Genomic DNA, 21,287 nt, shown 5'->3' with positions numbered 1-21,287 from the left:
TTAAGTTGTGGAATGAAATAGATAAGATGGATGGAAAAATGAAACACTGTGAACAACAAAAAGTTTGGCAATGCATTGTGAAGGAAGCTCGACAGCAGTCCGAGCAAGAGCCTATGCTTGCGAGTTTTTACCATGCCACGATCATCAACCACGAAAGCTTAGGCGCCGCACTCAGTTATATTCTGGCAAACAAGTTAAAGACTGCCTCAATGCCAGCAATGGCAGTGCGTGAAGTGGTTGAACAAGCATTCAAGCAAGATCAATCGATTATTGATGCTGCCGCTTGTGATATTTGCGCGACGGTAAATCGAGATCCTGCGGTCGAGATGTACTCGATGCCTCTACTTTATCTGAAAGGCTACCACGCCCTTCAAGGTTACCGAGTCGCTAACTGGCTATGGAAGCAAGGACGAGTCGCACTTGCTACCTATCTGCAAAATCAAATTTCAGTCGCTTGCCAAGTGGATATCCACCCTGCTGCGCGTATCGGTAAAGCTATCATGCTCGACCACGCGACTGGCATTGTGATTGGTGAAACAGCCGTCGTTGAAAATGATGTATCTATCCTTCAAGACGTGACCCTTGGTGGTACGGGCAAAGAAGGTGGCGATCGTCACCCTAAGATCCGCGAAGGCGTGATGATTGGTGCCGGCGCTAAAATACTCGGCAACATTGAGGTGGGTGAAGGCGCGAAGATTGGCTCTTGCTCTGTAGTTCTACAAGCTGTACCACCTCATACAACAGTCGCTGGCGTTCCTGCAAAAATTGTCGGAAAACCGAAAACAGACAAACCATCTTTAGATATGGATCAAGGGTTCAATGGTCGCTCACAGAACTTCATCCATGGTGATGGGATTTAGAGCAGATACTAGATTCGAGTAACCGACATGCGAAAAGACTAACAGCAGATTCGGGATTCGATTCAGCGAAATTCGAAAAATCAAGAGCAGATGAATACAACTAAATGACGATAATGATGAAACAAATTCGAGCCATTAGCAGGACTCTTTTGATATCTACCAGCCTTTGTGTTGCTCTTTTATCTACATCATCATTTGCAGCATCTCAAGGTGAGTTGAAAGGCGTGTCGAGCGAAATATCTCGCCAACAAAAAAACCTTTCCTCACAACAGAAAAAACTCGATAGCCTACAGGCAAACCTCAAGAAACAAGAGCTATCCATCGCTTCGCTTGAAAAAGCGATTCTAGACAGTAAAAAGCAACTCAATACGACCAATGCAAATATTGCTAGCTTAGACACTAAGATTAAAGCGCTTACTGCTCAGAAAAAAGTCCATACCGATAAGTTAGATCAACTGGTTCAGACTTACTACATGACAAGTCGAGCTAAAGCTTCTTCTCACATCCTCAACACAGGTGTTGAAGAAGATCGCATTAGTCACTACTACCAACACCTTGCGAAAGCGCGTTCTGCAACAATCAAAACGATTGAACAAACTCAACTTGAGCTAGAAGAGAGTCATAAACAACGCCAACTTGAGCAAGAACAAATAGCAACATTGTTAAAACAGCAAACCACAAAGCGTGACAAGCTAGCTCAGACTCAAACTCAACGTAAGAAAACCGTTGGTAGTATTAAGAAGAATATTTATGGTGACAAAAATTACTTGGCTGAACTTCAGCGAAATGAAACTCGCCTGAAAGCTGAAATAGCAAAAGCAGAAAAAGCGGCTCGAGAGCGACGTAATGCAGTCCCTATGGATGGCCTAGCAAAACGTAAAGGCAAACTCCCTTGGCCAATCAAAGACAGAGTATTGCATAGCTACGGTTCACGCCAAACTGGCCAAGTTAATTGGAAAGGCATGGTGATCAACGCCAAGTACGGCCAACAGGTCAAATCTGTTTACTCGGGAACCGTGGTATTTGCCGAGTACTTGCGAGGTTATGGATTAGTGGTACTACTTGACCACGGTAAAGGTGATATGACGCTCTACGGCTTTAACCAAGCGCTTTTAAAGAAAGAAGGTGACAAGGTTAAAGCGGGCGAAGCGATTGCACTTGCTGGTGACACTGGCGGCCAAACTCGCCCATCACTGTACTTTGAAATTCGCAGAAATAGCCAAGCTCAAAACCCGAAGAGTTGGTTGGTTAGGTAGAGCAGATACGGGATTCGAGTAAACGAGATACGAAGAGCTTAAAAGCAGACGCGGGATTCGAGTAACCGAGATGCGAAGAGCTTAAGAGCAGATGCGGGATTCGAGTAACCGAGATGCGAAGAGCTTAAGAGCAGACGCAAGGTTCGGGTCACCGAGATAAAAAAAGCATGAAAGCCGATACAAGGTTAGAGTAAAACGTGACATGAAAAACGCTAGCCTCGTCGTCGCTCTACCCTGTTTTTCGTTTACTCGTATCCCGTTACTCGAATCTGCTATTTCCCGATCTTCGTTACCCGTATCTCGCTTGCCCGTACCTTTCTACTTGGAGTTCAACGCCCTTACACCATCTTCCAATAATGTCAGTTGCTCAAAGCCTTGTGCGGTCGTAATAGGTTTAACCGTCGCAATCATCTGCAACATTCCTTGATGAACTACTTGCTCAGTAATTTGAGCTTTTGGAGACATCGCAGACTGATAAGCTAACCAACCCGATGCGATCAAGTGAAGAGAAGTGACCATCGACTTCATCTCCGCATCCGTTGCTTTGAGCAAGTTCAACTCAACAAAGGCCCTCATAATATCCACAAGGTTGGTTTGCAATCTTTCTTGCACGGCCATGTAATCAAGGTGGAGTTTTTCATCACGTGACAATATTTCAGGCAGATTCGCATAGAAGAATCGGTACTTCCACATCAGCGTGAAGATAGAATCTAAGTAGGTCTTTAGTAGCGTCAGGCTTTCTTGTTGGCCTTGAATCGGCGTGAACCTTTCAAGCAACTCTGTTGAATAGAGAGTGAAGATATCACGGACAATTTCTTGTTTGTTACGGAAGTGGTAGTAGAGGTTACCAGGGCTAATCTCGATATGCTCAGCAATATGATTGGTCGTAATACTGCGCTCGCCGTGCTCATTAAAAAGCTCTAGAGCAGCGTAAACAATCTTGTCACGTGTTTTCATTAGTTATTAGTATCCCTATCCGTTTAGGGGGTCAGTATATCGCCACTAAACGGATAGATCGAGCTGTTAACATCTGGTCTAATTAGCATTAGCTAAAATAGAGCCTAATCAATCGCTACTGTAATCAATCACTGCCAAAGAGGTCTCGTGTGTAAACCTTATCTGCAACGTCTGCGATCTCTTCTACCATTCTGTTAGATACAATCACATCCGATACAGCTTTGAACTCTTCTAGGTCAGAATAAACCTTCGAATTAAAGAAATGCTCTTCTTCCAACACTGGTTCGAACACCACCACTTCTATGCCTTTAGCTTTCAAACGCTTCATAATCCCTTGAATCGACGACGCGCGGAAGTTGTCCGAGCCAGCTTTCATGATCAAGCGATAGATACCAACGATTTTTGGTGAGCGTTTAATAATTGAATCCGCAATGAAATCTTTGCGAGTGCGGTTCGCATCAACAATGGCACCTACAATATTGTTCGGTACATCTTGATAGTTAGCTAATAATTGCTTGGTGTCTTTTGGTAAGCAGTAGCCACCGTAGCCAAATGAAGGGTTGTTGTAATGATTGCCAATGCGCGGGTCTAAGCCAACGCCTTCGATAATCTGACGTGAATCTAAACCATGCGCCTCTGCGTAAGAGTCAAGTTCATTGAAATATGCAACACGCATCGCTAGGTAGGTATTTGAGAACAGTTTTACTGCTTCCGCTTCTGTGGAGTTAGTAAATAGCACGTCGATATTCTCTTTCTCAGCACCTTCCACCAAAAGATTAGCAAATACTTTAGCGCGTTCAGAACACTCACCAACGATAATTCGTGATGGGTGTAGGTTATCATACAGAGCCTTACCTTCACGTAAAAACTCAGGTGAGAACATAACGTTTTCACAACCTAGCTCTTCTCTGATCTGTGCAGTGTAACCAACAGGAACCGTTGATTTGATGACCATTACAGCATCTGGGTTCATTTTCATAACATCTTTGATAACAGATTCAACGGAGGAAGTGTTGAAATAGTTACTTTTAGGATCATAATCAGTTGGTGTTGCGATGATAACGAACTCGGCATCTTTGTATGCTACTTTGTCTGTTGTCGCTCTAAAATTAAGCTTCTTACTCGATAAAAAGTGCTCAATTTCACTATCAACAATCGGCGATTGCTTTTTATTAAGCATCACCACTTTTTCATCGATGATATCTACCGCGACTACTTCATGGTTTTGTGCCAATAACATCGCATTTGACAAGCCAACATACCCAGTACCGGCTACTGCAATTTTCATATTAATACCTATAATTTTGAGCCATTTACTCAATTTAATTCATAAATTTACTGGTCATATCATACTCTGCTTGAAGAATTATTCCACTAGCCCGCCTTATCTATTCCTTGCTATACTCGAGATAGATTTGTATTCAAAAGAGTTAGAAAATTATGATTATCGTAACGGGTGGTGCTGGCATGATTGGCAGCAATATTGTTAAGGCGCTGAACGAAGCGGGCCACAACGATATTCTAGTCGTCGACAACTTAAAAGATGGTAAGAAATTTAAGAACCTTGTAGACCTTGACATCACGGATTACATGGATCGTGATGACTTCCTAACTCAAGTCATGGCCGGTGATGATTTTGGTCATATTGAAGCTGTTTTCCATGAAGGGGCCTGCTCTGCTACCACTGAGTGGGATGGCAAGTACATGATGCTCAACAACTATGAGTACTCAAAAGAGCTACTTCATTACTGTGTTGAGCGTGAAATTCCGTTCCTATATGCCTCTTCCGCTGCAACGTACGGTGAAACTGATACTTTCATTGAAGAGCGAGAATACGAAGGTGCATTGAACGTCTACGGTTACTCTAAGCAACAATTTGATAACTATGTTCGTCGCTTAACCGCAGATGCTGTAGCGCATAACGAGACATTGCCTCAAATTACTGGTTTCCGTTACTTCAATGTTTACGGTCCACGCGAGCAACACAAAGGCAGCATGGCCTCTGTTGCTTTCCACCTAAACAACCAAATGAACGCCGGTGAGAACCCTAAACTGTTCTCAGGTAGCGAAACATTCCAGCGTGATTTTGTGTATGTCGGTGATGTTGCAGCAGTAAACCTGTGGTTCTTAGAAAATGGTGTTTCTGGCATATTTAACCTAGGCACCGGCAATGCTGAGTCTTTTGACGAAGTTGCCAAAGCGGTAATTAAGCACCACGGTAAAGGTGAAATCGAAACGATTCCTTTCCCTGAGCATTTAAAAGGCGCTTACCAAGAGTTTACTCAAGCTGATCTAACGAAGCTTCGCGGTACAGGTTGTGATATCGAGTTTAAAGCAGTAGCCGATGGCGTTGCTGAGTACATGAAGATCGTAAACGCTTAACGGTATATTTCAGATTAGGACCAATAATACACCCTACTTTTAGCGTGTATTATTAGGAATGTCTAACGAATATAATCATTCCCAGAGTGACCGATATTAAGTTAACTCTCTGATTTAAATAATGTAGTGAATGAATGACCACACAACGCAATGATTTTGATCCAAAAGCTTACAATCCTGAGTTTGAATGGGGTTTTCTAGCACCTAAATACTGGGGAACTTGGATTGCCGTTTTGTTATCGTCTTTAGTCTGCTTCTTACCTAATAGCATTCGTTTAGCATTAGCTAAGTTTATGGCTAAGCAAGCTGTAAAAATTAAAAATAGGGCTAACCGCCGGGCTCGAGTGAATCTTGAGATGTGCTTTCCCGAGCAATCTGTAGAACAGCACGAAGAAACTCTCTATCAGTCATACGTTACATCTATCTCGTTTTTGATGGGGTTTGCTTCTTTAACACTAAAGAGCAAAATTTGGCTAGAGAATAACACTTCGATAAACGGCCTGAGCAACCTAACCGATATTACGGACAGTGGCGATAATGTGATCTTACTGGTGCCACACACATGGGCTATCGATATCCCAGCGGTATTACTCGCGTCACGCAATTTACCTGTATCTGCGATGGCGAAAGCACAGAAAAACAAACTCAGTGACTGGTTGATGCACCGACAGCGTGTGCAATACGGCGGTCGTGTTTACGACCGTAGCGGAGGCATCAAGCCTTTCATCAAGTCAGTGCGTGATGGGTACCTTGGTTACTACCTCCCTGATGAAGATCTTGGCCGTGAGCACAGCGTCTTCGTAGACTTCTTCGCGACTCAAAAAGCAACAATTTCAGGCCTCGGCCGCCTGTCAAAACTGAGTAAGGCCAAAATCGTGCCTTTGTTTGCTCAATACGACAGCAGTACAGGCCAATACACCCTGGACTTCTACCCAGCTCTACCCTTCCCAACAGGAAGTGAAGAGCAAGATGCTCGCATGATGAATCAATGTATTGAAGATTACGTGAGCAAGAATCCAGAACAATATATGTGGATCTTAAGACTGCTTAAGACTCGTCCTGAAAGTAATATCAATCCTTATAATAGCTAGTGTGTAATAATTATAATGACTCTTATCAAACGCAACCTATCCCTTTTGCTGATACTGCCTTATTTTTTTGCAGTAACAGGCATGCTTGTATTAGATGGTGGTGATAAAAAGCTTATTCCATTTATTATACTTAGTTTAGTGATTAGTATATTTTTGTATAAAAAAGAGCTAATCATTAAAAATATAAAACATCCATTTATATGGTTATTATCTCTATTATGTATATATACAATATTTAGTTACTATTACCATGGGGCAAGCTCCAGAGAAACAAGAGCACTGCTTGGAGCGACACTGTTTATTTTGTTTTTTCCATATCAAATCCTTACTCAAAGAGTGATTCAATGGATAGTTTTAGTCGGTAGTTTTACCGTATGTATCAATAGCATCTATTTCAATCTGTATATAGGTATAGAGCGTGATGCTGGCTATATAAACCCGATACCTTACGCGACAGCGTGTGCATTGATATCCATAATCGCTTTCTCTTTATTTCTAGATAACTCACCTTTAAAGAGAAAGGCTCTTCCTATGATAGCTTTTTTGCTATCATTCCCCCCTATAATCTTAAGTGAGGCTAGAGGTATTTGGTTAGCGTTCACTTTAAGTATCTTTATTATAATAATAGCTAAATGTATTAAAAACCCTCCGTCAAGAACACAAATATTATCTTCTTTTATATTTACAGCCATTTTAGCCTCTTCTGGTGTTTTTTTATTTAAAGATAAAATAGATCAACGATATGATAGAACTATTTATGAAATCAAAAGAATTCAAGCCGATGACTATAGAACTTCTTTTGGTCTTAGGTTACAAATGTGGATGTTAGCTCCTGAGTTAATACAAAAAAAACCGTTACTTGGGCAAGGGCATGAACAACAAAAAATATTACAAACAAAGCTAGATAAAAATGAAATATCCAGTCAACTTTTTTATTATGCTTCCAGTCATTACCACAATCAATTTTTAGATAAAATGGTTAAATCTGGGGTTATAGGGCTAATACTTTTAATTGGACTTCTAATTTATCCACTAATGATAGTGAAAAAATTATCATCACTCGATACATATATAGTGATTGGTTTAGTTAGTCTATTTTTCATTGCTGGATTAACGGATGTTCCTTTTAATCACCCTCAACCCCTGATGTTATATTTATTGTTCCTTGTCCCTATTTGCTCAAGATGTAAGAGAGTTACCAATGACTAAAATTTTTGTCATAAATTTAGAATCTTCCACTGAGAGAAAAGATAATATTAGTTGTCAACTGGATGAACTATCTCTTCCTTTTGAGTTTTTTTCTGCCGTTGATGGCAGAACATTACCCCCTCACCCACTACTAAGTCTTTACAATAATGATTTAAGCCAAACATACAGGGCAAAAACACTAAGCGCTGGTCAGTTAGGGTGTTATGCAAGCCATTACTTATTATGGCAGAAGTGTGTCGAACTCAACCAACCAATAATCGTGATTGAAGATGATGCTCTTATATTTAAAGAGGCATTCCTTAACTTCATTCGAGATATTAGTGACATACCAGAGAATGTAGAGTGTGTGAGATTATTTAACAATAAACGTCGTAAATTTAGTTCTTATTCTATCTTTGAGTGTTGTTCAACCAGCATACATAAGTTTACTAAAGGTCATATGAGTGCTACAGGTTATTTTCTAACGCCCTCAGGCGCAAAAAAACTACTTAATAATTCAAATGAATGGTATATGGCCGTCGATATTTACATGGATCGATTCTGGAAACATGGCGTTGAATGCTATGGAACTGCAGTCCCTTGTTTAACTAATGACCCTAAGTTCGACTCAGACATTGGCTATGCTAAGCGCACTACTACTCGAAGTTTTATTAAGAAGTGTAAGCGTGAATACTTCAATTTAAGCGAAACTATTCAACGTCACTTACATAATTTTAAATTCAAACTGAGTAGAAGTAAATCATGAACTCAACACATAAAGATATTTATGTCTGCTCGACGGTAAGGCACTTATTACTTAGCTTGTATAAAGCACAAGATGATGTAAATCCGTCGACCATAATTTATTTCTATGATTATCAAGATATGATCCTAAAGACATAGACACAACTCAACTCCCTACAAAAATAGAGTTAGTGTTAATGAATAGGGAATCGCTAGTTAATCATATAAAGAAGATTGGATATATTGGTAAATATATTTTATTTTGTTCTCTTCGAGGTTGGCCAATACCTGATAAATTAAAAAATATATTATTAGCATCAATATATGAAAACAATAAAAACGTAGAGCTAAAGGGAGGGATAAATAGACTCTTCTTATTCAATGATAACAATAAAATGTCTAGGTTATTTCGCCTTCTAGTTAGATCTTACTCAATGGTAGAAGATGGTATGGGGAATTACGTTAAGCACCAGATTGATGACAAACCCAAGCAATTATTTCGTTTACTATCAAATCAACCCCCTAAGCATTATGTATTTGGTGAAAGAAAACAATGTGACCAAATCTATGTCATACACCCAGAAAAATTACCAAAATCAGTGCAACACAAAGGAAGAAGACTTGTTTTATCAAAAGACAAAACAAAAATATCACAAATTCAACAATGCTTTAAATTTTATAATACTGATAACTTCAACAATAAAACATTAATCATCGCTACACAACCCATATTTAACAAGTTAAAAGGTAGGCTTAAAGACAATGATTTCTTTTATGACATCTATAATAGATTAATATTAGAGAGTAGACGTAGAGATTTCACTCCAATTTTAAAATTGCACCCAAAGGAAAACGAGTCAGATTATTTATCTTTCAAAGAACAAGGTGTGACATTTTTATCTAATAAACTACCTTTGGAGCTTTATCTACTATCTAGTACAGATAAGGTTAACATAATATCAATTAACTCTTCAGCCGGCATGGGGATGGAAGAGTATTGTAAAACGTATAAATTAATTCCAGACAGCAAAATTCATAACTTTGCCAATATACTAGTTGAATTAGAAAAAAAACAAGATAGCCTTCAAGATTTAATATCTCTACAGCTATCTAACATCTAACTATATAAATAAATTCAAGGATAAAGGAGTTCCTGAATTTATCTTAGTTAGAGCTTTTTTTCCTAGAACTTCTTCATAGAATTTTGGTGGCAAACCAAAACCAGGTCTGATACTCCGAATATTTTCAGGAGTCAACAATTCACCTTCTGCTATGTCTTTTACCACATATAAAGAGCGACGGAATTTCACGTTTCCTTTTTCAGCTTCCGTTCTTTCGTAATTGACTTGACCCATTGCTTGCCATGCTGTTTTTGTATCTTTACAAAGCGCAGTAAGCTCATGAGGTTCGAGAGAAAAACTATCATCCGCTCCGCCGCCATTACGATCCATAGTCACGTGTTTTTCGATCAAACACGCCCCTAATGTTACAGAAGCCACAGCCGTTGCATTGTCAATAGTGTGATCAGAAAGACCCGATAAAACTTCAAATCGTTCCGCGATGTCAGCAATCGTCTTAAGATTATATTGGTCAGGTGGCGCAGGATAACCACTCACGCAATGCAGTACTACCAACTCTTCACACCCATTATCTCTCGCGGTTTTTATGGCCTCTGCAATTTCTTCTTTGTTAGCCATTCCTGTTGAAATGATCATCGGTTTACCTGTTTGAGCAACACGCTTAATCAACGGTAAATCAATGACTTCAAATGAGGCTATTTTATACGCTGGAGCATCTAATGACTCTAATAAGTCGACGGCTGTAAAATCAAATGGAGAACTGAAAATAGTAATCCCAAGTTCTTTTGCCTTTTCAAATAACGGCTTATGCCACTCCCATGGCATATGAGCACCCTTATAAAGGTTATAAAGCGTCTTCCCATCCCATAAGCCACCATGAATCTGGAATTCATCACTGTCACAATCCATGGTGATCGTTTCATGAGTATAAGTTTGTAGCTTAATTGCATCTGCTCCTGATTTCTTCGCTTCTTCCATTATCTGGAAAGCGCGATTAATGTCACCATTATGATTTGCTGATAATTCAGCAATAATATAAGGAGTGTAGTCAGGGCCTATGTTTCGACCGTCAATTGAAATATATGGTTTCATCAGAATCTCATTAAATTGGGTTACGAATAAACGTCTCAGAATTTTGCTGTGTATAGTTCGCTTTTTTGAACAGCTTCTGAGAAGCTTTATTACATTCTAATACAGTTGCATGTAATGTCAGATCTGGATGGATAACATCAGCCATTTTTAATGCAGCAGTTGCGACTCCTAAACCGTAAGCTTCAGGAGCAACAAAGATTGATACTAGATAATTCTTAGGTTCAGTTTTATCTAATCGCAATACACCTAATTTTTTTCCTGTTGTCTTATCTTCAACAAGGTAAAAAAAGTCAGTGGTTGTGGCTAGCTTTCGCTTCATCCAGCTTTGGTGACCTTCCCATGTAGGAATATCAGTATTCAGTGCAAATTCACGGGTCTTAGGGTGGCACTGCCAGTTATAAACTGTTTTGATATCCTCATGAGTTGCAAATACAAGCTGTAAATTCGCATGATCATTTGGTTCAATAAGCTGCTGAATTTCTAAGACTAACCTTCTGGTGCCTAGACCATCACACAATTTTAGATTCGACATAAATAGCTCATGCCATTGACTCATTGCCTGTTGATAGGTCACTAATAGCTGAGATTCAATATTTTCCAAAGACACTTTCATAATGGCTTTATGCAGAAGTAATTGAGCGCAAATCGTTTTTTGGTTATCGGCTAATGGTATTAATATGCTAGGTAGGCCAAGACAAGCTCGCTCCCAACTTGTAGTTCCTGGAGCTCCAATCGCTATATCATGTTTAAGCATTAAATCAGCCATGTCGGCTTCAAAATCTTGATGTTGAACATTAACGTGTAAGTCGCACCATGACTTAACCTGCTGATAGTGAGGTGCTCTAGGGCTTAGCAACACCGTAAAATCAGCACAGACTTTACCAACAAGGCTTTTCAATGACTTTAAAGTTGCATTGGGGTTGTCTATTCCCCCCATAGATATGAGAACTTTAGGTCTAGTTTCAGGGAATACCCGCATGTAAGCGAGCTCTCTCACTGAAGCAAATCTTGGGGCTAATATCGCATACTCACTTCCTACTAAAGCTCGGGCAGAACCTGAGTATTCAACAGGCTTACGCCCAAGAGTTTGATCGACAATTAAATCAGCATCATGCTCTCGAACCAAGTCATCAATAGCGACTAAAAAGCAGCTCATTGATTGCCTAACAAGCTGTTGCCACTTGTTGCTAATAGCATAATGATCCGTTATTACTAAATCAGCACTACCTACCATTTGGATAAAGTCCAATGCATCATCAGAACTTGGCCTTTGCAGCCAAGCCTCATAATCTGCATCATGCTGAGGCTTACAAGGTTCTTTAGGTGGGTTTAGCTTTACTACCTGAAAACCACGCTCTTCAATATATGAAATCATGTCACTTGGCTGTGGCAAACATGCAAAAGAGATTGAATGACCGAGGTTTTTTAATGCATCTGCAAGTACTAAACAGCGCATGATGTGACCGCTACCAACCCAAAATGAAGCATCCGCTCTAAAGATAACTCTCATAAAAACCTAATTATTTTAAAACTGAGTATAATGCCTCAGCCAAATCCCAATCTTCATTAGTGTCAATATCTTGAACTCTACTTCTAGGTAACAAAACGACACTAGAATGATGCGAGAATATTGCTTTTTTCTCTAAGAACGCATCGGTCTTTCCCCAATAGAACTGACCAGCATCATGATAGGCTTCTTCTAGATCTTGAGAGCGAACTTGTTCATTTTCAGGAGAAAACATTGACACCTCTCCTCCTGATGAAATTTTGATCGCTCTTTGAATCGGAAATGGAAAAGTCGCGGCACTAAAAACAAACTCAAATAAGCCTTTATTTAACTTATCAAAACCTTGTTTAAGATATTCCGGTTTTACAAAGGGAGCGGTCGCGTATAAACAACAAACCACATCTACAGTCCAACCATTATCCATGCACCAAGTAATGGCGTGGTGCATCACATCCGTTGTCGTTGCATAATCATCAGAGATGTTAGCAGGGCGTAAAAATGGTACTTCAGCACCATATTTCTTGGCTACCTCAGCTATCTCCGCATCATCAGTAGAGACAATAACCTTATCAAAACAATCCGAAGCAAGTGCAGCTTCGATTGAGTAAGCGATCATTGGCTTGCCATGAAAGTGCTTAATATTTTTACGAGGAATACGTTTGCTGCCACCACGTGCAGGAATAATAGCAACGTTCATTATTTACCTGTCAAAATTTCGGTTACTACACGCACAACGGTATTTTGCTGCTCTTCCGTCATACAGTGGAACATTGGCAGTGAGATTGCTTCTTGATAGTAGCGCTCTGACTCAGGAAAATCCCCTTCAGCAAAGCCCATAGCTAGGTAATATGGCTGAGTATGAACCGGAATATAATGCAAATTAACGCCGATACCATTTTCACGCAGTGCGTCAAATACTTGCTTATGAGTTAATGATATTTCATCTAATTTCAATCGGATTACGAATAAATGTAAACCTGAATACGTGTTTTCCAGTTGATAAGGAAGTACTAAAGGTAATTCAGATAACATTTGATTATAACGCTTAGACAACACATGACGCGCCGCAACAAACTCATCAAGTCGTTGCATTTGAGTGACACCCAATGCAGCTTGAAGTTCTGTCATGCGGTAGTTGAAACCTAAATCAACCTGTTGGTAATACCAACCACCATGAGAAGCCCCATTCATAAGTTCAGGGTCTCGAGTGATACCATGGCTGCGTAATAGAGCCATTTTATCAGCTAGTACTTTCTGATTCGTTAACGCCGCGCCACCTTCCGCTGTTGTCACAATCTTCACCGGGTGAAAACTGAAAACGGTGATATCAGAATACTCACAATTACCAATTGGTTGTCCCTGGTATTGACCACCAATAGCGTGTGAAGCATCTTCAATGACTTTAAAGCCGTATTCTTTGGCTAGCTTAGCAATAGATTCCATATCGCAAGGTTGACCACATAAGTGAACAGGAACGACGACTTTAGGTAGAGTTCCGGTAGCTTTTGCAGTAATTAGCTTTTGCTCTAGCTTTTTAGGGCACATGTTATAAGTTGCTGAATCAATATCAACAAAGTCCACTTTAGCTCCGCAATAAAGACCACAGTTTGCAGATGCTACAAAAGTAACAGGCGTTGTCCACAACCAATCACCTTCATCCAAACCTAAAGCCAAGCAAGCGATATGCAGAGCAGAGGTTGCACTATTCACTGCCAGCGCATACTCAGCGCCAGTATGTTCTGTTAATGCGTTTTCAAATGCAGGGACTTGTGGTCCTTGAGTTAAAAAGTCAGATTTAAGGACATCAACTACACTGTCAATCTCTTGCTGACTGATCTCTTGCTTGCCGTATGGAATCACTGCTCTACTCACACTGTAAATTTAGGGTCAACATGCTCTTTGATTAGGTCACGTAGACCTTCAATGGTTTCCCATTCAGTATTGGTACCTGAGTTATACTTAAAACCAAATGGAACTTTTTCAGCTTTATGATGATTCATATATTCATCTTCTGTATACGTAAAAGATACAGAAGGAAGGATCGCGTAATAACGACCTAGATCGATCGTATTAAGAGAGTCGGTGTCAGTGATCATTTCTTCATGAAGTTTTTCACCAGGGCGGATACCAACGACTTTCGTTTCGACTCCTGGAGCAACCGCTTCTGCGATATCTAAGATTTTATATGATGGAATTTTTGGTACGAAGATCTCTCCGCCTAGATGATTCTCCAGAGCATACATCACCATATTCACGCCATCTTGAAGAGAAATATTAAAACGCGTCATTTCTTCGTGTGTAATTGGCAGTAAGCCCTCTTCTTTTTTCTGCATAAAGAATGGAATAACCGAACCACGAGAGCCCATCACATTGCCGTAACGTACGACACTGAAACGAATGTCTTTTGAGCCTTTAATATTATTTGCTGCAGCAAATAGCTTATCCGATGCAAGTTTTGTAGCACCATATAAGTTAATTGGTGCACATGCCTTATCGGTCGAAAGAGCAACAACATCTTTCACACCACACGCAAGAGCCGCACTAATCACATTCTCTGCGCCATCAATATTTGTGCGAATACATTCAGTCGGATTGTACTCAGCAGTGTCTACTTGTTTGATCGCAGCGGCATGGATAATAACATCAACATCTTCACACGCTTGAATCATACGGTTACGATCACGAACATCGCCGATAAAGAAGCGTAATTGAGGAAAATCCTTATGTGGATATTGCTGCTTGATTTCAAATTGCTTCAGTTCATCACGAGAAAAGATAATGATCTTCTTTACGTCTTGGTATCGGTCAAGAATTGTTTTGATAAATTGCTTACCAAACGACCCTGTGCCACCTGTAATTAATACTGTCTTGTTATTTAGCATACTCAACTACTCTAATATATTTCTATTTCTCTAAGTTTTAAACTTAGGTACTTGAATTCCAAATTGATATCTAGCTACTTTAGCTGGTTAGCAACTTCTCAAAAAACTCCAGGTGCTTCTTCACTGTTACTCGTGAACTAAAGCTTTCATCTAAGCGCTTCTTCGCCGCTTCACTCATTGTTGTGCACTTGGCCTTATCTTGTGCGAGCTTGTCCATTGCCTCACCTAACGCTTTAGCGTCACCGGCCGGGACGATATAACCAGTCTCACAATCTACAACGAGCTCAGGGGCACCACCAGTAGTTGTCACTACAGAAGTTGTGCCATTAGCCATGGCTTCTACAATCGTACGCGGTAGCCCCTCACCACTAATCGATGGTTGAACTTGAAAGTCAGCCATACACATAATTGATGGGATGTCTGTACGGTGGCCGATGTAATGAATCCTTTCACTCATTGGGCTCGCTTTCATCTCATCAAAATGAGGCTCGTAGCCGCTGCCCGCTAAGATCAAATGGAAGTTGGTTGCCGTAATGTATTTGGTCGCCTCAAGCAAAACTGAAATACCTTTACTTGGCCTTACGTGCGCTGCAGTAATTGAGACTACATCATCTTCATTCAAACCAAACTCAGAGCGCTCGGTTGGTGGTACTTTATACCAATCCAATTCATGCCCTTTGTATATGGTAACAACGTTATCTTTATTCTTCCAAACGCGCTTCACCACATCTTGTCGAACCGCTTCTGAAACACAGACAATACCGTCTACACGAGGGTGAAGTTGCGTTAAATAAGCACTAGGGTCATGTCGATATAACCCGCCAGTAGTGCCTCGATAAACGACTAATTTAACGTTGAAACCAATACACGCAAACGCCGCATTAGGTATTGTCTTTGAGTTAAAAGCATAGCAGATGTCGTAATCATGCGTTTTTAGCTCGTGGCGAATCTTTTTAATGGTATCAAAACAAATTTTACGCTTTGGATAACCATCAACGACTCGAATGCCACACTCTTCTAACTTTGATACATGCTCAGACTCACCTTGGGTCATAATAGTGACTTGGTGACCTTGACGCGCAAGCTCAATAAAGATCGCGGCTTCAGGGCGTAAGCTGTTCCATGCATGTAAGTAAGATGCACAAACTAAAATCTTCATCTCTCAGTTCCTATTTGGCTTGGTCTTTTGAGCTGTCTTTTGAACGTTTTTCAAGAATCCACAAACCGACATATTTATTGAAATTCACTTGGGCATAGGTCATCGCCATAATGAAACCGACACTGCCATCCATAAAGCCACGGCGAATGATATACACAAGGAAGAACGTCCACATAGCTCGTAATAACGCCAAGAATAAGCCATGTGACTTCTTGCCTTTACGATGGTACTTTTGCGAACCAAGCCAAGCGTACTGCGCTGCTTTATCTAGGCCATGGCCATAGTCACGGTGTGTATAATGAAGTAAGTAGCCTTTCAGCACACCTGTAGACCCTTTCTCAGGAACAACAGTCTCGTGAACCTCATCCAACGTATATCGAGAGCCTTCTCTCTTGAAGAGTCTTAACACTGCACGAGCACTGCGGCCATGTTTTAGAGTCGTGCCATACAAAGTCACTCCCCAAGGAAGTTTATACGCAGTGTGTTTGATTTGATCTTGTTTTAATAGTTCAACAAGAGCATTACTCATTTCTTCATCTAGAGCTTCGTCTGCATCAATTGATAGCACCCAATCACATGTCGCTTTATCTAGCGCTCGCTGCTTTTGCTTACCAAAACCAGGCCAATCAGTGATTGTCACGTTATCTGTATATTTTTGGCATATTTCAACTGTTGTATCTGTTGAGCCACTGTCTAAAACAATCAGTTCATCGGCAATATCAACAACAGATTTAAGACAGGTTCCAATTCGGTCTTCTTCATTCTTGGTAATAACAATGACAGACAGGGTATGTTTTCTCATTATTCAGCCCTAGAATTTCCAATAGTTTAATGATTTACGGATTTTAAAGTTGCGAATCCAATTTTTCGGCTTTCTATCTTGCCAGCCACTTTCCAATACATCGGTAATAGCGCTTAGAACTCTAGCAGAAGATTGACCATCCAAATATGGCGTTATTGACGGACCGTAGTTAACGATAGCGCTATCTCTTGCTTCATCAGGTAACATCGCTTGCTTAATTGCTGACTCTAACTGCTCGGCTTGAGTAATGTTAATGAAGCTTGCTTGAGGATCTCGATTATTTACCGTGACAACAGGCTTATTGAGCAACAAGAATTCCTGAAATATCGATGAGTTGTCACACACCATAACATCAGCACGATGTTGCATTTCAATCACTCGGTCATTGTCGAAGAACAGAAGATTATCGCCCTCTAACGCCTGATATTTTGCTCGTGTCTCTTGCTTCATTTTCGGGTGAAGAGTCACTAACCATTGCCACTGACTCAGTTGACTAAGGCGCTTAAGCTCTTCATAAACCAACTCTGCACACGATAAGCTTGGCGAAAAGGTGGAAGCGAATAGAACTTGAGGTCTTTCAAAATGGTTCTCACCAGCTTGGTAATTAAACAAGCTATCTAGCTTCAACCATCCGGTCTCTTTTACTTGAAAATAGCCGCGCTGTTTAGCTAGTGGTTCCAATGAGCTAGTTCTTTCATGGCCTTCTGTGCAATACAAATCAAATAGACCACGCTCAGGATATAAGTTCCCTCGTTTGCTCTCATTCAAACCGTGAAACACTTGCACCTTCAACCCTGGAATAAATGCAGGAACACGATCCCCTGGCACTAAAACAGCCGAAGGGTTATAGGCGACAGCTTCTGTCAAAGAGACACACTGCTCGTGATCTAGTAAAAGATGTTCAGAAGCATCCTCACCAACCAGCAACCATTTAACGTCATGACTAAGTTGCTTCGCGTAGTTATAAAATGGGCGAAGAATAGCAAATGAGTAGTTTTGCTCGACATAGAGCAAGAAACGATAGGATTGATCGGTTTGCATAAGCGATGAGATAGAGTTCACCATTTCCGTTTGAAAGTGTAACTAAGCATTTAATTATAACGCTCTTTACTTTCGAGATTGAAGAAAATACTCTTCTGATTACTGATTTTACCCTCTGGTGTCACTGTTCTTATGCTTATACGACTTATATACACTCTTATATTGTCATTGGCCTCTCCACTGCTTCTCTATGGGCTTTATAAGAGTAAACCTGGGAAGCCAAATTTTGGTAAGCGCTGGAAAGAACATTTCGGTATCACACCGCAGACTCAAGGTAAAAGCCCTATCTGGATTCATGCCGTGTCGGTTGGTGAATCTATTGCTGCGATGCCTGTCATTAAACAATTGAAGCTGCGAGATCCAAATCAAGCCATCATTGTTACCACAACGACCAGCACAGGTGCTGAGCAAATAGAGAAGCTTGGTGATTTGGTCGAGCACCGCTACATGCCGATTGATTTTTCTTGGTGTATTCGAGGTTTTTTGAAGACTGTTCAGCCTAAACAGATGTTAATCATGGAAACCGAGTTATGGCCAAACACACTGCACTGCGTCGCGAAAGCTGGAATCCCCATTTCGGTACTCAACGCTCGCCTATCTGAACGCTCGTGCCAGCGTTATGCTAAATTCCAAGCCGTTTTTGACCTCTTAGCCAAAAACCTCTCTCAAGTACTTTGCCAATACCCAAGTGATGCTGAGCGTTTTATACGATTAGGGTTAGATAAAGCATCTGTGCATGTGACTGGGTCGATCAAGTTTGATATTGAAGTTTCAGCTGAACAAGTATCAAAAGGCAAAGCGTTACGTGAACAAATTGGCTTTGAACGCTGTGTATGGATAGCTGCCAGCACTCATCAAGGCGAAGATGAAATTATCTTAGACGCTCATAAACAGCTCCTTAAAGACAATCCTAATACCTTGCTGATGATTGTGCCTCGTCACCCAGAGCGATTTAATCAAGTGACGGAATTAGCTAAACAACACCAATTCAACACCATCACTCGAACGAGTCAGCAACCAATCACCTCTGATGTTGAAGTGTATATTGCGGATACGATGGGAGAAATGTTGGTATTACTCGGCGGATCTGATGTGTGCTTTATGGGGGGAAGCCTTGTGGGCGATAAAGTAGGTGGTCATAACCTACTAGAACCAGCAGCCCTACAGCTACCTTTGCTTAATGGCCCTAGCTACTTTAATTTTAGCGAAATTACTGACAAGCTACTGGAAGCCAATGCCGTGGTTATTTGTCAAGATAGCCAAGATATCGCAGGCCAACTCCAACTGCTGTTCAAACAACCAGAGCTACGTAAAACTAAAGGCTTAGCGGCTTATCAAGTGGTTGAGCAAAACCGAGGTGCGTTGCTCAATACACTCATAAAAATAGAAAGCTGTTAACTGTATATATCATTCAAAACTTGATACTTTTGTGAAAATCGACTTTTAATTACTTGTCGGTTTTCATCAGTAGCTTTCGATTTCTTCTCAAAGCTCTGTGATATTCCAGCCAATGTATTGTAGCCACTAACTGAAATTCCTTCTGATTCTGTCATCTCAATGTAATTAGGGCTTCCAACTTCCACATGGATTGCACCAGTACCACCAGAAATAAAGCTCCTAGCCGTACTCATGCTACCTCTTCCCTGTAAGATAATATCGGAGCAAGACATGATCAATGCATTGTAATTAATGTTGTTTGTTGGAGTTACATAGCTGATATCAACTACACATTTCATCTTAAATAAGGTCAAAAATGCATCGATAACAATCCTAGAAAACACTCTTTTAGGTTTAACGAAAACTAACAATTTATGTTGATTTAAAACTCCAGCCATACCTAAACGATAGATAATTGACAAAATCTCAAGCACAGTGAAAGAGTCAGCTTTCGCACCTATTAATATTTTTTTCTCTGCTCGGGTTTCTTCTACATACTTAGATTGCAAACCTTCAAACTCATCCCACAACTCACTAGGCATCGACTTAAAGGCATCTCTTGCATCATAAAAATTTAGTTCGTTTCTTTTCAAGATGCTTTCAAGGGAAGACCGAAAGTAGGGTTCCGGCGCAATAAAGTTAATAATTTTGCTCAGGACAAATAAGCAGTCTTCATTAATCTGATTATTTCTCGTTTGAATTAAACTACCTTTCTTTTCGATTGTTTTGAGCCAACGAGCTACTTCATCATCTGTCAGATGAATATATAGTTTGTCGATAAATTCATCTGACCACTCCAGAAGGGTCTTCAAAAAAGGGGCATTACTTAACCCTAAGCTAATCGAGGTTACTGTTTTACAATTAACAAGAACAGCTAAATCTACCGTTCGATAGTTTAATAACTTTACATTCGTGCCTTTTAAATGAATATCCTGAACATTTTCAGACAAAGATATTAGAATGATATCTTCTTCTCTAATCGAGCACTTTCTAACAAGTACATCAATATATAATTTAGTAAAAACATGATTTTCAAAACCAACGATGATGTTTTTATTTAAGAACATTTACATAACTCCCAACATGTAGCCATCATTCAAGGCTCGCCAATCCGACTCTTGCCATTGAATCTGGCGCTTGGTCACCTCTTTTAAGAACGAGCGCTTTAGACGGTTCAGGTTATCTTCTTTCCAATCATTGCCCGCTTGCTGACCGCACTTATCAAAGTCAATAATCCATACGTTTAGTGAGGCATCAAGCAAGATATTATGAATGTTGAGATCGGTGTGATTAACCCCTACATCATGCATCTTACGTATCTCTTGGCCAATCTTACGATAGATATCCGCATCTATTGAACTTGAAACCAATATATCAACCAAGTCTTTGGCATTGGGAATTCGTTCAGACATTAAGTCCGCTCGATAAAGTAGTCCGCTTTTAATTGCTCTAGCAGCAATAGGCTTCGGTACATTCACACCTGCGTTTGCCAATGCCTTGAGAACATTAAGCTCCATCGTACAGCGCGTGCTTTCCCAATCAGAGAAACGATATTGGTCTTCGACTAGCTTCCCAAACAATCCACCACGGCGATAATGGCGCAATGCGGCTTGTATTCCATCAAGCTGAATGAACCATGTGGTACCGCGCCCTTGGGCACTTCCTGTAATGGCACCTCGTTGCTGCCAGTATTCAGCCTCGAAGATCTGAGCGATATCGTTCTCTGGTACCTGAACCAGAAGTTCAGGGTCGTACCAAATTGTTTGGTTCTTGGTGCTAATCGTTTCCATCTATGAGGCCTTTGGGTCGC

The 21,287-nt window shown here is 40.5% G+C and carries 20 protein-coding genes; 8 read left to right on the top strand and 12 right to left on the bottom strand.

Annotated elements, in window-relative coordinates; translation table 11 throughout:
* Positions 1–38 precede the first annotated feature (38 nt).
* The gene (gene cysE, locus IHV80_RS00985) at positions 39–860 is read left to right on the top strand and encodes a serine O-acetyltransferase (protein WP_065676010.1); all 822 of its coding nucleotides are present in this window, start codon (positions 39–41) and stop codon (positions 858–860) included.
* A 104-nt stretch (positions 861–964) separates the two neighbouring features.
* Positions 965–2,116: a murein hydrolase activator EnvC family protein gene (locus IHV80_RS00980; protein ID WP_192889778.1), complete on the top strand. Its 1,152-nt coding sequence runs from the start codon at positions 965–967 to the stop codon at positions 2,114–2,116.
* Between the two features lie 318 nt (positions 2,117–2,434).
* Here the strand turns inward: IHV80_RS00980 and IHV80_RS00975 are convergent, their stop codons facing one another.
* Positions 2,435–3,073: a TetR/AcrR family transcriptional regulator gene (locus IHV80_RS00975; protein ID WP_192889777.1), complete on the bottom strand. Its 639-nt coding sequence runs from the start codon at positions 3,071–3,073 to the stop codon at positions 2,435–2,437.
* Positions 3,074–3,197: 124 nt separating this feature from the next.
* Complete coding sequence (locus IHV80_RS00970; RefSeq protein WP_192889776.1) at positions 3,198–4,361, bottom strand: nucleotide sugar dehydrogenase; 1,164 nt, start codon at positions 4,359–4,361, stop codon at positions 3,198–3,200.
* A gap of 152 nt (positions 4,362–4,513) precedes the next feature.
* On the opposite strand from IHV80_RS00970, the gene rfaD reads away from it, so the two are divergent.
* From rfaD to IHV80_RS00945, 5 genes are all read left to right on the top strand, one after another.
* Entirely contained in the window at positions 4,514–5,455 is a 942-nt protein-coding gene (rfaD, locus tag IHV80_RS00965) for an ADP-glyceromanno-heptose 6-epimerase (protein ID WP_192889775.1), read from the top strand.
* A gap of 134 nt (positions 5,456–5,589) precedes the next feature.
* The gene (gene lpxM, locus IHV80_RS00960) at positions 5,590–6,546 is read left to right on the top strand and encodes a lauroyl-Kdo(2)-lipid IV(A) myristoyltransferase (protein WP_192889774.1); all 957 of its coding nucleotides are present in this window, start codon (positions 5,590–5,592) and stop codon (positions 6,544–6,546) included.
* Positions 6,547–6,561: 15 nt separating this feature from the next.
* Complete coding sequence (locus tag IHV80_RS00955; protein ID WP_192889773.1) at positions 6,562–7,755, top strand: O-antigen ligase family protein; 1,194 nt, start codon at positions 6,562–6,564, stop codon at positions 7,753–7,755.
* Positions 7,748–8,500: a glycosyltransferase family 25 protein gene (locus tag IHV80_RS00950; RefSeq protein ID WP_192889772.1), complete on the top strand. Its 753-nt coding sequence runs from the start codon at positions 7,748–7,750 to the stop codon at positions 8,498–8,500. Before IHV80_RS00955 ends, IHV80_RS00950 begins: the two co-directional genes overlap by 8 nt.
* Positions 8,501–8,675: 175 nt before the next feature.
* Positions 8,676–9,599, top strand: coding sequence for an alpha-2,8-polysialyltransferase family protein (locus IHV80_RS00945; protein WP_226088500.1), 924 nt, complete (start codon positions 8,676–8,678; stop codon positions 9,597–9,599).
* Here the strand turns inward: IHV80_RS00945 and pseI are convergent, their stop codons facing one another.
* The 8 genes from pseI to IHV80_RS00905 all read right to left on the bottom strand — a co-directional run bounded on the left by pseI (position 9,600) and on the right by IHV80_RS00905 (position 18,040).
* On the bottom strand, positions 9,600–10,649 hold the full coding sequence (pseI, locus tag IHV80_RS00940) for a pseudaminic acid synthase (protein ID WP_192889771.1): 1,050 nt from the start codon (positions 10,647–10,649) through the stop codon (positions 9,600–9,602). It abuts the gene before it with no gap.
* Positions 10,650–10,659: 10 nt separating this feature from the next.
* Positions 10,660–12,159, bottom strand: coding sequence for a UDP-2,4-diacetamido-2,4,6-trideoxy-beta-L-altropyranose hydrolase (gene pseG / locus IHV80_RS00935; RefSeq protein WP_192889770.1), 1,500 nt, complete (start codon positions 12,157–12,159; stop codon positions 10,660–10,662).
* Positions 12,160–12,169: 10 nt separating this feature from the next.
* Positions 12,170–12,853, bottom strand: a complete 684-nt coding sequence (gene pseF, locus IHV80_RS00930; RefSeq protein ID WP_192889769.1) for a pseudaminic acid cytidylyltransferase — start codon at positions 12,851–12,853, stop codon at positions 12,170–12,172.
* On the bottom strand, positions 12,853–14,028 hold the full coding sequence (gene pseC / locus IHV80_RS00925) for a UDP-4-amino-4,6-dideoxy-N-acetyl-beta-L-altrosamine transaminase (protein WP_192889768.1): 1,176 nt from the start codon (positions 14,026–14,028) through the stop codon (positions 12,853–12,855). Before pseC ends, pseF begins: the two co-directional genes overlap by 1 nt.
* Entirely contained in the window at positions 14,025–15,038 is a 1,014-nt protein-coding gene (pseB, locus tag IHV80_RS00920) for a UDP-N-acetylglucosamine 4,6-dehydratase (inverting) (RefSeq protein WP_192889767.1), read from the bottom strand. The genes pseC and pseB overlap by 4 nt, the downstream gene beginning before the upstream one ends.
* Positions 15,039–15,117: 79 nt before the next feature.
* Complete coding sequence (locus IHV80_RS00915; RefSeq protein ID WP_192889766.1) at positions 15,118–16,197, bottom strand: glycosyltransferase family 4 protein; 1,080 nt, start codon at positions 16,195–16,197, stop codon at positions 15,118–15,120.
* 10 nt (positions 16,198–16,207) lie between these two features.
* Complete coding sequence (locus IHV80_RS00910) at positions 16,208–16,999, bottom strand: glycosyltransferase family 2 protein (RefSeq protein WP_192889765.1); 792 nt, start codon at positions 16,997–16,999, stop codon at positions 16,208–16,210.
* A 9-nt stretch (positions 17,000–17,008) separates the two neighbouring features.
* Positions 17,009–18,040: a UDP-N-acetylglucosamine 2-epimerase gene (locus IHV80_RS00905; RefSeq protein WP_192889764.1), complete on the bottom strand. Its 1,032-nt coding sequence runs from the start codon at positions 18,038–18,040 to the stop codon at positions 17,009–17,011.
* 132 nt (positions 18,041–18,172) lie between these two features.
* Between IHV80_RS00905 and waaA the strand changes: the two genes are divergently transcribed.
* Positions 18,173–19,438 carry a lipid IV(A) 3-deoxy-D-manno-octulosonic acid transferase gene (waaA, locus tag IHV80_RS00900; RefSeq protein ID WP_192889763.1) on the top strand — a complete coding sequence of 422 codons (1,266 nt, stop codon included), beginning with the start codon at positions 18,173–18,175 and terminating at the stop codon, positions 19,436–19,438.
* Here the strand turns inward: waaA and IHV80_RS00895 are convergent.
* Both IHV80_RS00895 and IHV80_RS00890 read right to left on the bottom strand, forming a co-directional pair.
* On the bottom strand, positions 19,435–20,544 hold the full coding sequence (locus IHV80_RS00895) for a hypothetical protein (protein WP_192889762.1): 1,110 nt from the start codon (positions 20,542–20,544) through the stop codon (positions 19,435–19,437). The two genes, waaA and IHV80_RS00895, sit on opposite strands and share 4 nt — an antisense overlap.
* Positions 20,545–21,267 (bottom strand): 3-deoxy-D-manno-octulosonic acid kinase, encoded by a 723-nt coding sequence (locus IHV80_RS00890; protein ID WP_192889761.1) that lies wholly within the window; start codon positions 21,265–21,267, stop codon positions 20,545–20,547. It abuts the gene before it with no gap.
* Positions 21,268–21,287 lie beyond the last annotated feature (20 nt).

The sequence above is a fragment of the Vibrio bathopelagicus genome (assembly GCF_014879975.1).
GTDB classification, from domain to species: domain Bacteria; phylum Pseudomonadota; class Gammaproteobacteria; order Enterobacterales; family Vibrionaceae; genus Vibrio; species Vibrio bathopelagicus.
The sequence above is the reverse complement of the archived record's forward strand: the minus strand, read 5'-3'. Positions and strand labels throughout refer to the sequence as shown.

Excerpts from the sequence above, each read along its gene's own strand:
- pseF (WP_192889769.1), bottom strand. The coding sequence starts at position 12,853 with ATGAACGTTGCTATTATTCCTGCACGTGGTGGCAGCAAACGTATTCCT.
- IHV80_RS00910 (WP_192889765.1), bottom strand. The coding sequence starts at position 16,999 with ATGAGAAAACATACCCTGTCTGTCATTGTTATTACCAAGAATGAAGAA.
- IHV80_RS00915 (WP_192889766.1), bottom strand. The coding sequence starts at position 16,197 with ATGAAGATTTTAGTTTGTGCATCTTACTTACATGCATGGAACAGCTTA.
- IHV80_RS00955 (WP_192889773.1), top strand. The coding sequence starts at position 6,562 with ATGACTCTTATCAAACGCAACCTATCCCTTTTGCTGATACTGCCTTAT.
- IHV80_RS00945 (WP_226088500.1), top strand. The coding sequence starts at position 8,676 with ATGAATAGGGAATCGCTAGTTAATCATATAAAGAAGATTGGATATATT.
- rfaD (WP_192889775.1), top strand. The coding sequence starts at position 4,514 with ATGATTATCGTAACGGGTGGTGCTGGCATGATTGGCAGCAATATTGTT.
- pseB (WP_192889767.1), bottom strand. The coding sequence starts at position 15,038 with ATGCTAAATAACAAGACAGTATTAATTACAGGTGGCACAGGGTCGTTT.
- IHV80_RS00905 (WP_192889764.1), bottom strand. The coding sequence starts at position 18,040 with ATGCAAACCGATCAATCCTATCGTTTCTTGCTCTATGTCGAGCAAAAC.
- IHV80_RS00975 (WP_192889777.1), bottom strand. The coding sequence starts at position 3,073 with ATGAAAACACGTGACAAGATTGTTTACGCTGCTCTAGAGCTTTTTAAT.
- IHV80_RS00950 (WP_192889772.1), top strand. The coding sequence starts at position 7,748 with ATGACTAAAATTTTTGTCATAAATTTAGAATCTTCCACTGAGAGAAAA.
- IHV80_RS00980 (WP_192889778.1), top strand. The coding sequence starts at position 965 with ATGACGATAATGATGAAACAAATTCGAGCCATTAGCAGGACTCTTTTG.
- cysE (WP_065676010.1), top strand. The coding sequence starts at position 39 with ATGAAACACTGTGAACAACAAAAAGTTTGGCAATGCATTGTGAAGGAA.
- pseG (WP_192889770.1), bottom strand. The coding sequence starts at position 12,159 with ATGAGAGTTATCTTTAGAGCGGATGCTTCATTTTGGGTTGGTAGCGGT.
- IHV80_RS00890 (WP_192889761.1), bottom strand. The coding sequence starts at position 21,267 with ATGGAAACGATTAGCACCAAGAACCAAACAATTTGGTACGACCCTGAA.
- waaA (WP_192889763.1), top strand. The coding sequence starts at position 18,173 with ATGCTTATACGACTTATATACACTCTTATATTGTCATTGGCCTCTCCA.
- lpxM (WP_192889774.1), top strand. The coding sequence starts at position 5,590 with ATGACCACACAACGCAATGATTTTGATCCAAAAGCTTACAATCCTGAG.
- pseI (WP_192889771.1), bottom strand. The coding sequence starts at position 10,649 with ATGAAACCATATATTTCAATTGACGGTCGAAACATAGGCCCTGACTAC.
- IHV80_RS00970 (WP_192889776.1), bottom strand. The coding sequence starts at position 4,361 with ATGAAAATTGCAGTAGCCGGTACTGGGTATGTTGGCTTGTCAAATGCG.
- IHV80_RS00895 (WP_192889762.1), bottom strand. The coding sequence starts at position 20,544 with ATGTTCTTAAATAAAAACATCATCGTTGGTTTTGAAAATCATGTTTTT.